The 13272-nt window shown below is 60.9% G+C and carries 11 protein-coding genes; 5 read left to right on the forward strand and 6 right to left on the reverse strand.

Annotation, left to right across the window (positions count from 1 at the left end; genetic code table 11):
* The first annotated feature begins 151 nt into the window (after positions 1–151).
* Positions 152–670: a GNAT family N-acetyltransferase gene (locus JFT66_RS17530; protein WP_034119824.1), complete on the forward strand. Its 519-nt coding sequence runs from the start codon at positions 152–154 to the stop codon at positions 668–670.
* A gap of 30 nt (positions 671–700) precedes the next feature.
* Here JFT66_RS17530 and JFT66_RS17535 read toward each other — a convergent pair whose 3' ends face one another.
* Complete coding sequence (locus tag JFT66_RS17535) at positions 701–1321, reverse strand: LysE family translocator (protein ID WP_034119823.1); 621 nt, start codon at positions 1319–1321, stop codon at positions 701–703.
* A gap of 189 nt (positions 1322–1510) precedes the next feature.
* Between JFT66_RS17535 and JFT66_RS17540 the strand changes: the two genes are divergently transcribed.
* The 3 genes from JFT66_RS17540 (at position 1511) to JFT66_RS17550 (ending at position 5515) form a co-directional block, all read left to right on the forward strand.
* A complete protein-coding gene (locus JFT66_RS17540) occupies positions 1511–2044 on the forward strand; it encodes a sigma-70 family RNA polymerase sigma factor (protein ID WP_034119822.1) in 534 nt (177 codons plus the stop codon).
* Entirely contained in the window at positions 2041–3009 is a 969-nt protein-coding gene (locus tag JFT66_RS17545) for a FecR domain-containing protein (protein ID WP_153839609.1), read from the forward strand. Before JFT66_RS17540 ends, JFT66_RS17545 begins: the two co-directional genes overlap by 4 nt.
* 76 nt (positions 3010–3085) lie before the next feature.
* The gene (locus JFT66_RS17550) at positions 3086–5515 is read left to right on the forward strand and encodes a TonB-dependent siderophore receptor (protein ID WP_198859748.1); all 2430 of its coding nucleotides are present in this window, start codon (positions 3086–3088) and stop codon (positions 5513–5515) included.
* Positions 5516–5714: 199 nt separating this feature from the next.
* Here JFT66_RS17550 and JFT66_RS17555 read toward each other — a convergent pair whose 3' ends face one another.
* The gene (locus JFT66_RS17555; protein ID WP_198859749.1) at positions 5715–6629 is read right to left on the reverse strand and encodes a LysR family transcriptional regulator; all 915 of its coding nucleotides are present in this window, start codon (positions 6627–6629) and stop codon (positions 5715–5717) included.
* 151 nt (positions 6630–6780) lie between these two features.
* On the opposite strand from JFT66_RS17555, the gene JFT66_RS17560 reads away from it, so the two are divergent.
* A complete protein-coding gene (locus JFT66_RS17560; RefSeq protein ID WP_153839611.1) occupies positions 6781–7791 on the forward strand; it encodes a zinc-dependent alcohol dehydrogenase family protein in 1011 nt (336 codons plus the stop codon).
* Positions 7792–7948: 157 nt separating this feature from the next.
* On the opposite strand, the gene JFT66_RS17565 is transcribed toward JFT66_RS17560, so the two are convergent.
* From JFT66_RS17565 to JFT66_RS17580, 4 genes are all read right to left on the reverse strand, one after another.
* Entirely contained in the window at positions 7949–8305 is a 357-nt protein-coding gene (locus JFT66_RS17565) for a VOC family protein (RefSeq protein WP_153839612.1), read from the reverse strand.
* Between the two features lie 56 nt (positions 8306–8361).
* Positions 8362–9855, reverse strand: coding sequence for a methyl-accepting chemotaxis protein (locus JFT66_RS17570; RefSeq protein ID WP_153839613.1), 1494 nt, complete (start codon positions 9853–9855; stop codon positions 8362–8364).
* 184 nt (positions 9856–10039) lie between these two features.
* Positions 10040–12193, reverse strand: a complete 2154-nt coding sequence (locus JFT66_RS17575; protein ID WP_198859750.1) for a TonB-dependent siderophore receptor — start codon at positions 12191–12193, stop codon at positions 10040–10042.
* 222 nt (positions 12194–12415) lie between these two features.
* A complete protein-coding gene (locus JFT66_RS17580) occupies positions 12416–13177 on the reverse strand; it encodes a PIG-L deacetylase family protein (protein ID WP_153839615.1) in 762 nt (253 codons plus the stop codon).
* Positions 13178–13272 lie beyond the last annotated feature (95 nt).

Genomic DNA, 13272 nt, shown 5'->3' on the forward strand with positions numbered 1-13272 from the left:
TAATCGGAGGGCAGGATAACTCAGCCGTGCAAGAACACCGAACGGCGAGCTGCCGAGTTGTGCCGAGCCCTGGTGAAACTGATTTCGTCATCGGCGGGCATGCATACTGAGATGGCAGTCAACATTCAGTTTCCGAACAAGGTGCACATCCATGATCCGCAGGGCATTACCCACAGACGCACAGGCCATTGCCCAGGTGCATATCAGCAGTTGGCAAGCTGCCTATCGTGACCTGATGCCTGCCCAATTCTTGAGCGCGTTGCAAGCAACGCTGGCTCAGCGTGAAGCCAATTGGATGCGCTCGATTGCATCGGGTGAGTCGAATGTATGGGTTGCCGAAGTGGATCTGCAGGTGGTCGGCTGGATATCAGTCGGCGCCTGCCGTGACGCGGATGCGGCGGGGGGAAATACAGGTGAGGTCATGGCCATCTACGTCCTGGCCGGTTTTTGGCAAAGTGGCGTCGGGCTGGCCTTGTGGGAGGCGGGCCTACAGGACTTGATGGCGCAGGGATATAAGCGTTTAACCCTTTGGGTCCTGGTCGGTAATGAAAGAGCCATCCGCTTTTATCGTAGGGCAGGATGTGTTGAGGACGCAGGGACTGAGCGAAATCTTGAGAGGGGAGGCGTACCTCTGGTGGAGGTGAGGTATGGGGTGCCCTTGTCTGGATAAGTCAGGCAAGGGGAATGCTCCATACACCGTTCAAGCCCTACGCGCAGTCAATAACACCGTCGCCGCTGCCGACAACAACCCCGCGCAGCAACGATTGAAGATCCGCTTGCCCTTTGGCTCGGCAAACCAGCGGCGCATATGCAGGCCCATATACGCGTAGGCGCTGATGGCGATCCATTCCAGTGCCAGGAACAACACGCCAAGAACGGCAAATTGCGCGGTGATGGGTTGGCCGGGCACCACGAACTGCGGGAGGAAGGCGGTGAAGATCAGGATGGCTTTCGGGTTGCCCGCCGCCACCAGAAACTCCTGCCGCGCCAAGGCCCACAAGCCGACTTTATTCGTGGCAGTTTCTGTCTCCCTCTGCGGGTCTGCACGCCACAGCTGATAGGCCAGGTAAAACAGATACGCCGCGCCGAGAATCTTGATTGCGTAGAACAACAACTCCGACGTTTGCAGTACCACCGCCAACCCTGCCGAGGCGAGGGCGATCATGCCGGCGAAGGCCAGCAAGCGGCCGATACCGGCGAGGCATGAAACGCGATAGCCGTAGCGGGTGGCGTTACTCACCGACAGCAGGTTGTTGGGGCCGGGTGCCATGTTCAGGGCGAAGCAGGCGGGGAGGAAGAGGGCGAGGGTGGCGAGGTCCATGGCGGCTCCGGGTTGGATGGAGGTGGGAGCATGAGCATAAAGCTACGCGACGCGGTTGGACAATCCGCCTGTTGGCTCGCCGCCATGTAATCTGGCTATGATGCACCGACACCCATCACCTTTTACTTGTACGAGCCCAAGCTTTCGCTGATAGAATGCGATGAATTCTCATTAACATCTGTCAATATCGTGCAGTCTACTTCATCGGCAAGCCACCACTCGTCCCAGTCCATTGGTCATCTCTACAGCCACCACCACGGTTGGCTGCAGGGCTGGTTACGCAGGCGCTTGGGCAATGCCGCCGATGCGGCGGACCTGGCCCAGGATACCTTCGTGCGGCTGCTCTGCAGCTCGCCTGGCGAGCCGCTGAACTTTACGACGCCGCGCGCTTACCTGGCCACCGTCGCCAATCGCCTGACCCTCAACCTCTACCGCCGCCGGTCATTGGAGCAAGCCTACCTGGCCGCGTTGGCGCAAACCCCGGAAGAGCTGGCGCCGTCGCTGGAACATCAGGCGTTGGTGCTTGAAGCCCTTGACGAGATCGACCAGGTACTTGCCCTATTGCCAGCCAAAACCCGGCAGGCGTTTCTGATGGCGCAGTTGGAGGGGTATACGCAAGAAGAGATCGCCAGCCGGCTCGATCTCAGCGTGCGTTCGGTGCAACGCTACCTTGCGCGGGCTTTTGAAGAATGCATTGTGATCGCCAGCCAGTGCGCGGCATGAATAACACGCCCATCGACCGGCGTATTGCCCGCGAAGCGGCCAACTGGTTCGTGCGTTTGCAGAACAGCCGCGCGTGCGCCGCCGAACATGCTGCTGGCGCAGAGTGGCGGGCGCGGCATGCTGATCACGAACGGGCCTGGCAACTGGCGGAGCAGTTCTGCGCTCGGGCCCAGCAGCTTGCCGGACCTGCAGAGCGCGCAGCGCTCGAGCGCCCACGCGGCCTGGAGCGGCGGCAGGTGCTCAAGACCCTGGCGTTGCTGATCGCTGCCGCCCCGCTGGGCATTGCCGCACACCGCAGCCTGCCATGGCGCGAGTGGCAGGCGGACGTACGGACCGCCACGGGGCAGCAGCGTACCCTGAACCTGCCGGATGGCGCGCAGATTCGGCTGAACACCGGCAGCGCTGTCGATATCGCCTACAACGACAGCATGCGTCGCGTACGTCTTATCGCCGGCGAGATGCTCGTCGAGGTGCCCCATAGGCCCGTAGGGCTGGCGTTCCTCGTCGAGACTGGCGAAGCACACATTGCCCTTTTCGGCAGCCGCCTTATGGTGCGCCAATACCCGCACAACACCTACCTGGCCGCGCTGGACGGCGCAGCTGGTGTGCGCCCGCGGCTTGCACGAGGGGAGGACGCCATGATGCGCCTGGCGGCAGGCCGGCAGACCTATGTCAACAACCAGGCGGTGGAACCCCCGATGCCAGTGGCGCAGAACCGTCTGGACTGGCTTGGCGGCGTGCTGCGCGCAGAAAAAATGCGCCTGGATGACTTCATCCACGAATTGGATCGCTATCGCCCCGGCTTGGTGCGTTGCGATCCAGCTGTCGCCGGGTTGCTGATTTCCGGCGCTTTCCAGTTGCGCGACACCGACCAGATTCTCAACGCCCTCAGCCAGACGCTGCCGGTGAGTGTCCATTACCGCACGCCTTACTGGGTGACTGTCACGGCACGTACAAACGCGTAAAAAAGAGTGTCGTGTTTTAGTCGAGTTACGTGTCCCTCTCATAACAACATCACTTTCATGGGGCGGGGACGAACACATGGCAACGTCGCAGGGCATGCAACCACTGGCACGGGCAGTACACGCGGCCGCACTGGGCTTGATTATTGCGGGCGGCAGCCTTACTGCCGCTGCGCCGCTGGCCGCCGAGCAAGGCGTGCAGCAGAAGCGGGCCTACCAGGTGCCGGCCGGTAACTTGAGTAGCGCACTCTCAACTTTCGCCAGCCAGGCGGGTATTACCCTGCCCATCGAACCGGGCCTGGTGGAAGGTCTGCGCAGCCCTGGCCTGAACGCTGCCACCAGCGTGGAGGGCGGCCTGCAGCAACTGCTACAGGGCACTGGCCTGCAAGTTTCAGCGCAGGGTAATGGCCTCTACCTGCTGACACCGCAGGTCTCGGACACAGCCCTGGAGTTGGGCGCAACCAGCATCACCGGCCAGGGGCTGACGCAGACTACCGAAAACAGCGGCTCCTACACCACCGGGGCTATGCAGACTGCCACCAAGCTGCCCTTGAGCCTGCGCGAAACACCGCAGTCGGTCAGCGTGGTGACGCGCAAGCGCATGGATGACAAAGCCATGACCACCATCAGCGATGTGGTCAAGAGTGCGCCTGGGCTTTTTCTGAATAACGCCGGCGGCGCTGGGCGGCCTACGTTCAGCTCACGGGGTTTTGACGTCGACAACATCATGTACGACGGTTTTCCCACCAGCTTCTTGACCTACCTGCCCAGCGGCGACGCGAACCTGGCGATGTATGACCGGGTGGAGATCGTGCGCGGCCCCAATGGGCTGGCTCAGGGCGCCGGCAGCCCTGCGGGCGCTATCAACCTGATACGCAAGCGCCCGACCCGTCAATTCCAGGGCACGCTCACCGGCAGTGCCGGCAGTTGGGATGATTACACCGGCACGCTGGATGTCGGTGGCCCGCTCAATGACAGCGGCACCCTGCGCGCCCGCACCGTGGTCTCGCGCCAGGACGCCAAGAGCTTCCGTGACTCGGTGAAGAGTGATAATGATCTGTTCTACGGCGTGGTCGATGCCGACCTGAGTGAAAATACCACCCTGACCCTGGGCGGTTACCGGCAGAAGAGCCACACCAACTATATCTGGGGCGGATTGCCCATGGCCCGTGGTGGCGGTCACCTTGGGTTGCCACGCGACACCTTCCTGGGGCATGACTGGGAATACTCCGACAATCGCACCACCGGCTACTTCGCCACCCTGGAGCAAGGCTTGCCCAACGACTGGACGCTGCGTGCGGCCGCCATGCAGTCCAAGACCGACACTGACGTACTGGCCTCGTCGATATGGGAGTACAACCGCCACTATCTGTGGACGGAAGCCATGGAGCAGAAGGAAACCGGCTACGACCTGGCGCTCAGCGGCCCCTTCCAACTGCTCGGTGAGCAGCATGACCTGACCCTGGGCGTCAGCAAGCGCAAGCTGGATTATCGGTCTGGCAAAGCCTGGAGTAATTACATCGACACTGGCATCAATCTCTTCACGTGGGACCCACGGGGACATGCCAAGCCCAATTATGTCAGAGGCGACAACGGCCGCCCTGAGACCACCACTCAGGACAGCGTCTATGCCAGCACCCGTCTGCGCCTGACCGAGCCGCTCTCGCTGATCCTTGGCGGCCGTGTCGACTGGTACGATTTCGAAGACAGTGCCGATCGTGAAAACAACTACAAGGTCACGCGCAATCTGACGCGCTACGCCGGCCTGGTCTACGACCTGGACACCCATCATTCGGTGTATGTCAGCTATACGGATATCTTCAAGCCGCAGACCGAAAAAGGCGTCGACCGTAAAGCGATCGTGCCTATCGTGGGCGAGAACTACGAAGTGGGTATCAAGGGCGAATACTTCGATGGCGCATTGAACGCCAGCATGGCGGTTTTCCAGATCGACCAGAAGAATCGCGCCCAAGATCTGCCTGACGTCAAAGGTTGCGGCTCAGGCCCGGCCAGTGCCTGCTCCGAAGCTGCCGGCCTGGTACGCAGCCGAGGCATCGATATGGAGATCCAGGGCGCCCTCACCGATAACTGGCAACTGGCTGCCGGCTACACCTACACCCAGACAAAATATGTCAGCGATGCCAACGCCGCCCGGGAAGGCGAAGACTTCGACCGCAAGAAACCGCGTCAACTGTTCAAGCTCTCGACAATCTACAACCTGCCCGGTGAACTGCAGCGCTGGCGCGTTGGCGGCGATATCTACCAGCAAAGCCGCATCCGCACCGCCGGAGGTGCCGGTGCCACAGCCTGGAAAAACGAGCAGGGCTCGTACACCGTGGTCGGTCTGGTAGCCGGCTACAAGGCCAGCGAGCAACTGGACCTGCAAGTCAACGTCAACAACCTGTTCGACCGTGTGTACTACAGCAGTGTGGCCAGTAGCGGCTATAACCCGTACGACATCTATGGCGACCCACGTAATTTGAAACTGACTGCGCGTTACAGCTTCTAGTGAAGCGATCTTATCGCTAGACCGAAAAATTCCCCCGAGTATCTCGGGGGGGACTTTTCGATGGGAAGCCTGACGTGAAAGACGTTGGCCTGTTCTGCATCCCAGCTGACATCGATGGATCCAGCGTGGGTGGGGCGTACCGGGCATGGACGATTTTGCTCTGATCCCACATTGGGATCGGGCGCAACGGTTGGAGCAACTATTGGCTCAGCCACGCAGCGTGCAGCTGGACAAAGTTCTCCTGCAACCACTCAACAAACACCTGCACCTGCGGTGCCAAGTGTGTCCGGCTTGGGTACAACAGCGACACCGGACGAGGGGCCGGCCGATAGCTGCGCAGGATCTCCACCAGCGCGCCGGTGTGCAGGTGCTCGGCCACCGTGATGCCGGGCGCCTGGATGATGCCGAAGCCCGACACGCCGCACTGCACGTAGGCATTGGACTCAGTGACGGTGATACCCGCTTCACAGAGCAACGTACGATCCTGGCCCTTGACCGAGAAATGCCAAGGCAATGCGCGGTTGCTTTGGCCGGACAGGAAATTGACACCGCGATGGCTGGCCAGGTCCTTGAGGGTTTCGGGGCGGCCATGGGTACGCAGGTAGCCGGGGCTTGCGCAGGTGACCATGGTGGCCCGGGCGATAGGCCGAGCGACCAGGCTTGAGTCAGGCAGGTCGCCGATGCGCAACGCACAATCGATGCCTTCGCCAATCAAATCAACGGCCCGGTCGGTCACCCCCAGTATCAGGTTGATGCCGGGAAAACGGTCGGTGAAACCCTTGAGGCTGCTGATCAATTCCATTTGTGCGAAAGCGGTCGGGATATCGATGCGCAGACGGCCGGCAAGCGTCGCCCCGGTACGGTCGAACATGCAGGTGGCGGAGCTGATATCCGCAAGGATGTCCTGCACCCGGGCGTAAAAGCGCTCGCCTTCGGTAGTGAGCGCCACCTTGCGTGTGGTGCGCTGGAACAGACGCACGCCCAATGACGCTTCCAACTCCTGGATATACCGGGTGACTTGGGGGCGGCCGATGTCCAGCGATTCAGCGGCCTTGGTGAAACTGCCAAGCTCCGCCAGCCGGACGAACAGGCGCATTGATTGCAGCAATTCCATGACGGTTCCCGTGTCCGGAGGTGATTGTTATCTCAGAATAGAACAATCATGTCTTTTTTTGTGCATTTATTGCGGGTAGCCAATAGCGAAAAATGCGCCCAAGGCAGATCGATTGTGGTTTGCGGCCATTACCTGCATTGGGAGATTCATCATGAAAGCGTGGTTACTGAAAGACTTCGGCCTAGACAACCTGCAAATGGGTGAAACACCCACCCCACAACCGCGAGCTGGCGAGTTGTTGGTCAAGGTCGGCGCCGTATCTCTCAACTTTCGCGACAAGGCCATCGTCGACGGCATTTATGAGCCGCACAAAGTGCCCAAGCCGTTGATTCCGGTGAGCGACGCTGCCGGCACCGTGGTAGCGGTGGGAGAGGGTGTGACGCGCTTTAACGTCGGCGACCGGGTTAACTCCCATTTGTATTCGCGCTGGCTGGATGGCGAGCCCGGGCCGCACGAACCGGATTACTGCTTCGGTTCGCCGCTGCCGGGCGGCCTGGCCGAGTACATGATCATCCATCAGGACAGCGCCGTGGCCGCGCCCGCCAATATGAGCGATGAAGAGGCGGCTACATTGCCCATTGCCGCGCTCGCCGCCTGGTACTCACTGGTGGATTTTGGCCAGATCCTACCGGGGCAAACCGTACTGGTCCAGGGCACAGGCGGGGTCTCCATCTTCGCTGTGCAGATTGCCACCGCGCTTGGTGCAAAGGTGATCGCAACGTCGAGTTCCGACAACAACCTGCACGCCGTCAAGCGTCTGGGAGCGGTAGCCGGCATCAATTACCGGACGACGCCGGACTGGGCGGATGAGGTGCTCAAACTCACCGCAGGCAAGGGTGTCGACCTGCTGCTCGATGTCGCGGGCGGCAGCGGTATCAATCAGTCGGTCGCTGCCACCAAGGCATCCGGGCGCATTGCACAAATCGGCTTTTTGACCGGGCAGACCGTAGCGCTCAACCTGATGCCGCTGATCTTCCGCCAGACCACCCTGCGTGGCATTGCCGTTGCGCCACGTTCATCGTTCGAGCGGATGAATGAGTTCCTCAACCAACACGATATCCGCCCTGTCATCGACCAGGTGTATCCGTTTGAGCAGGCGCGTGAAGCTTACGAGCATCTTGCCAAGGGCGCATTCGGGAAGGTGGTCATCAAGGTGGGTTGAGGGTGCCGCAGGCACTTGCCCTTGGGCCTTGGCCGTTTGCTCGCGCTTTGTCTGCTTGGTTCGCAAGTCGATCACGATTGCCCGCAACATCTGCTCGGCATGGTATAGCTTGACCGGTGCGGCTTGAATAACCCGCCTCGTTGAGCAACCTCTCGAATCAGGACGCAGCGCTCCACACCGCCAGTTCATACCCATCCGGATCGGTGAAATGGAACCTGCTGCCGCCCGGGAATTCATACGTCTGGCGGGTAATCACCGCACCCAACTGCTTAAGCCGCTGTTGCGTGCTGTCGAGATCATCCGCGTACAAGATGATTAAAGCGCCGCCCGGGCGTACCGGCTCGCCGGTGGTGAATCCGCCCGTGAGCCGGCCATCGCTGAATTCGGTGTAGGTGGGGCCGTAGTCGATGAAGGTCCAGCCGAATGCGGCGCCGTAGAAGCTTTTGCTGCGGGTGATGTCGCCCACATTGAATTCGATATTGTCGATTTGTCGGTCTTTACCGCGAGTGCTCATGCTGGCTTCCCTGGCAGGTGGTCGAGGTGGCGAGTGTAGCGTGTCTGGTATTTTACTCAGGGATGAAACTTACGCCCCAACGCCTCAAGCCGCACCGCAATCGGCGGCAGGCGTTCGCTGCTGCGGGCGAGGGTCTCGACGTCGTCGGCGGTGTTTTGGGCGATGTTCTGCACTGACTGCAAGCGCTCGACAATCTCCAGGTTGGCCGAACTCTGCTCGCGGGTGGTAGTGACGATGCGGCCGTTGAGTTGATCGATATGGGCGATGTCCTGGCCCACGGCGCGGAGCATGTCCACCGCCAGTTGACTGTCTTCCACGCAGCGCTCTACGCCTTCGCGGCTGGCATGCATGGCTTCGACGGCCTGGCGGCTGCCGTGTTGCAGGCCCTCGATGATGGTTTTGATTTCCTGGGTGGAGAGGGCGGTGCGCTGGGCGAGGCTGCGCACTTCATCGGCCACCACGGCAAAACCACGGCCTTGCTCGCCGGCGCGGGCGGCTTCGATAGCGGCGTTGAGGGCCAACAGGTTGGTCTGGTTGGCAATGCTGCTGATCACCTCGAGCACCGAGCCGATTTGCTCGGCCTGTACGGCCAGCGATTGCACGGTGGATTCAGTGCCGTTGATGCGTGCAGCCAATTGGCTGATTTCATGCTGGGCGCGACCGACGCTTTCCTGGCCGCGAACTATCTGCTGGCTGGCCTGGCCTGCATGCTCCACCGCTTGTTCGACCTGCACGGTGATGTGGCCCATGGCGCCTTCCATGCGCTGCATCGAACCGGTCATCTCGCCGATCTGCGCCAGTTGGTGCCGCGCACCTTTTTCCAGGGTGCCGCTGGCGGTGGCCAATTCCTGGCCGAGTTGGCCCAGGCCGTGGGAGTCGCGGGCCACGCCGTCGATCAAGTGGGTGAGCTGTTGCAGGAAGTGGTCGAAACGCGTGGCCAGGGAGACCCGCGACTTGCCTTCGCCTTTAGCCGACTCCACGGTGAACTGCGAGGTGACGGCAAGCATCTTCTCGAGCATTTCCTGGCTCTCTAGCGCATCTGCCTGGCTATGCACAGCCAGGTAAAGCAGAGCGACGGTTTCCATCACGACATAGAACGCGTGAACGAAGATCATCGTCCAGCCGCCGTGATGCTCCATCACAAACACCGGCACACCTTGGTGCTGCAACGCATGGAACACCACGTGGTGCACAGCGATGGTCAGCGCCGCCACCAGGATTGGCAGCCAGTCACGATAGAACGTCAACACCGCCAGCAACGCGAAGATGCCGAAGTGGGATTCGATCACCCCCTGTGCCTGGTTGATGTGCAGCGCCGCCATCACCATCAGGCCGGCGCCCAGTGCGCAGCGCATCACACGGGTGCCGCCGATGACGCGGTAAAGCGCCGTCAGCACCACGCCGGTGCCGCCCCCGACGGTCAGCGCCTGTATCAGGGTGTTGTGCCAGAACGCCAACCCCAGGGAGAACAGAAACATCAGCCAGATCAACGCCAGCATGATGCGGTCGGCCTTGCGGTAGTGCTCGAGAAAACGGGTGCGGACGGGCATTCACTCTTACTCCATGAGGGTGGGGCGCCGAGGTCAAGCAAGCACGCGGCGTGCCACGAAGGCGCGCCGCTGTGGAGTGAAGCAGATGTTCGGGATTGTGTGCGGTTGCCAACGTTTTATCGGCATGCCAGCGGGGGGCTTTAAGAACGGCTGCCCGAGCGGGCAGCCGGCACAGCATGAATGATCAGAAACTGTATTTGGCAGTGACCATCATGTTGCGTGGAGCACCATAGGTATCACCGCCATAGTCCACGGATTCGGAAATGGACAGGTAGTACCGGCGATCAAAGATGTTGTTGGCGTTGAGCTGCAAGTCCAGGTGCTGGTTGACCCGGTAGCCGGCCATCAGGTCGGTGACGGCATAGCCGCCTTGCTTGAGCCGGTAGTTGCTGCCATCCGCGAGCTTGATGTCGTTGTACATGCGGCTCTGCCAGGAGACGTTGCCGCCCACCCGGAGTCTTTCCAGCGGGCCTTGAAAGTTGTAGCGGGTGGTCACCTTGAACAGGTGCTCCGGCGTATCGGTGTCGAACTGCTTGTTGACCTTCTGTGGGTTGGCGTCGTCCTTGATGGTGTGGGTTCGTGCGTAGGTATAGCCACCGCCGAGCTGCCAGTTCTCGGTCAAGGCACCTTGCAGTTCGAAGTCGATACCCTGGCTGCGGATCTCACCTGAGGCTTCATAGCAGGAGGCCTGCGGGCAATTTGGCACGACGATCTGCACGGCGCGATTTTCCTGATCGACGCGGAACAGCGCCAGGCTCGCATTCAGCGCGCCGCCCAGGTATTCGCCTTTGATGCCGACTTCGTAGTTCTTGCCCACGATCGGCTTGAGTGGGGTAGCGTTGGTGCTCTTTTCTTTTTGCGGCTTGAAGATGTCGCTGTAGCTGACATACACCGAATATTGATCATCCAGGTCGTAGATCAAGCCGGCGTAGCGCGTGAGGTTGCGGGTGACCTTGTAGTCGCCGTCACCATCGCGGTTGTCGTAGTCGTACCAGTCCAGGCGCCCGCCAAGGATCAGCTTCAGCGGGTCGGCCAGGCTCAGGCGCGTGGTCATGTAGAAACCGTCCTGGGTGGTGACTTCACGTTGGTTGTTGGTGTGGGTGAAATTCGGTTTGCCGGCGTTGATCGGCCAGTTCATGTCATACGGACTGTAGTTGTGGGTGGTCATGTCGTAGATGCGTTTGCTGGCGCCCACTACCAGTTCGTGGGTTCGCCCTAGTGCCTGGAACGGGCCGCTGACAAAGGCGTCGACACCGGCCTGGTTTTCGTCGTAAGAGGCCTGGTACACCGTGCGGGCCAGGGTATTTGGCGTCCAGCGCGATTGGTAGGAGCCAGAGAACAACGCGTCCTGTTCGGAATAGTTGGCGTTGACCTGCAGGTTCCAGTCATTGGCCAGGCGCTGGCGCAGCTCGGCAAACACCGTGTTGATTTCCTGGTCCTTGTTTTCCCAGTCGGTGCCTGGGTTGTAGGAGCGCGACAGGTCGAGGTGATGACCATCCAGGCCGACCATCGACGCCCCCCAGAAGTAGTTGGTCTTGTCCTTCTGATTCGAGTAGCCGAGGGTCAGGCTGGTGTCTTCGCTCAGGTCGGCTTCGGTGACGGCATAGAACAGGCCGTGATCCTGCTCGGCTTTGTCGATGAAACTGTTGGCATCGCGGTAGGAGGTCACGACCCGGCCGCGCCAGGTGCCACTGTCATTCAGCGGGCTGGAGGCGTCGAGTTCGCCACGGTAGTCGTCCCAACTGCCGGCGGCACCGGTGAGGGTGATTTTCTGTTCGTCCAGCGGGCGCTTGCGGATCATGTTGATGGCGGCCGAAGGGTTGCCCGCGCCGGTCACCAGACCGGTGGCGCCACGCACCACCTCAACGCGATCGAACATCGCCAGGTTTGGCTGGGCGCCCACCGACACGCCGTTATAGCCACTGGGGATGCCGTCATACATGATGTTGTCGATATCAAAACCGCGTGCGGTATAGCCCTGGCGGCCGGGGCCGCTGGAGTAGTTGAGGAACAGCCCCGGCGTGGCGTTGACCACGTCGTTGATGCTGGTCATCGCCTGGTCATCCATGCGCTGACGCGTGATCACGGTGACGGCCTGCGGGGTTTCACGCAGGGTCAGCGGTAGCTTGGTCGCGGTTTTCATCGAGCCGGTGGTGTACGACTCCGAGCCTTCGGTAATTTCGCCAAGCTGCTGGCCCGAGACCTGGGTGGCACCCAGTTCAATGGTGATCGGTGCCTCGGTTTCGGCGGCCGAGGCCGCTTGAGAAGTTGCTAGACAGATAGCCATCGCCATCAGACTGGGAGAAAAAACGTTGCCGCCGCGTTGTTGCACAGACATGGATGTGGAGCTCCCCAATGCCGTCCGTGGCGAATAATAAATCTGTTGATAATTGTTCTCATTAGTGTGGCAGATTGAGTCTCAGGGAAAAAGCCTCCTGGCAGAATTGTTTAACCAAATTTTCACAGTGACGAAACAGGTCATTTGCCATGTACGTTGCCTGCGCACAATGCTGTTCGCCACGCCTGCCTCAAGCCTGGTCGCTGCGATAAAAGCCCGTGCCTACGTAAACACGATTTCGTAAGGGTCACGCATGCGTTCAAGCAATATCTGGGCAAGCATGGGTGGCAAACCGATCTCTGGATCACCCACCAATTGACTGGCATAGGCATGGGCGGCGTGCAGCTTGCGCGCCACGCTCCAAGTGTCCAGGCGTACCTTGCGCGCACGCTGCCAGGGAATCACCGAGCCTTCCCGCGCCGGCCAGTGCCAGGCCCAGATCGGCAGTTCATACAGTCGCGCGCCTACCGTGCTGCAGGCCTTGGCACTGGCCCGCCCAACGGCATCGTGATCGTCATTACCGTCGTGGCGCCAAGTGGTAAACACCACGTCGCCAGGTTGCAGGTAGCGTGCGATGAACTGGCTCATCGGTTGTTCACGGACGGCCAGTGCGTCATCGCAAAACCCGCCGCGAATCCATTTCAGGCTGTGCAACGGCATGCCCAAGCGCCGCAGTGCCTCGGCGCTTTCCTGCGGGCGCACCACGCTCAAGCGGCTGGCGGGCCACACATGGGAGCCCGGGTGGCTGGCGCTGCCATCGGTGATGGAGATCAATTGCAGTGGGTGTTCGCGGGTGCTGAGCAATTGCAGCAAACCGCCGCACGCCAGGACTTCATCCCCCGGGTGCGGTGCAATGACCACGACCCGGGCGCCAGGCGGTACCAGTGTGCTGATCGGGATGGAAGGGACTTGCGCCAACTGCGGCGCGCTGTTCCAGATTTGCGCGGGGCCGCGACGGCCATCGCTTAAGGAGGCAGGCTTCATTTGGGGTGTTACATCCTTGTCGGTTGATACCGGGTCGTGCCCTGTTGACGGGTCGACTCTCTTGTTTTCACCTCAGGCTCCGCTGTGGTGAGGGC

Origin of the sequence: Pseudomonas sp. MF6755 (assembly GCF_016405635.1) — a bacterium.
GTDB classification, from domain to species: Bacteria; Pseudomonadota; Gammaproteobacteria; order Pseudomonadales; family Pseudomonadaceae; genus Aquipseudomonas; species Aquipseudomonas haemolytica.